Source organism: Staphylococcus pasteuri, assembly GCF_030547725.1.
Lineage (GTDB): Bacteria > Bacillota > Bacilli > Staphylococcales > Staphylococcaceae > Staphylococcus > Staphylococcus pasteuri.
In genome coordinates, this window is sequence record NZ_JAUOQO010000085.1 from 1 (window position 1) to 360 (window position 360).

A 360-nucleotide genomic window follows, 5' to 3' on the forward strand; every position below is an offset into this window, starting at 1 on the left:
CACTTGGCCTAAAACAAACTACGCTTGCCAATATAAAGAATACTTTTCAAAAGGTAATTGCTCATAAGAAGCTATTCAAAAACATTGATATAAAAAATGTTAACGTATCAATATTGACGAACCTTTTTAATAAAGCCAAAGCAAGCAATGCAAAAGGCCAACTAACCGAAGCTAATATTAAAGCACAAATCAAAAAGGCTTTATAAGAAGGCGTACTAACTAAAACAGACATCAACTATGTTGAAGACATAGATCAACAAATTGAATTCACTAAGTCGCTGAAAATTGTTGAGCTTGATGAAACAGATCCTAACTACGAAATTATCTTACAGGCACTAGATGGTGATTTTAGCCCCGAAC

General features: G+C 33.3%; 1 protein-coding gene. It reads left to right on the forward strand.

Translation table 11 applies throughout. The features are described from left to right. On the forward strand, window positions 1-206 hold a 206-nt coding region (locus Q4528_RS12900; RefSeq protein WP_303521876.1), incomplete at its 5' end, for a hypothetical protein. Window positions 207-360: the final 154 nt, after the last annotated feature.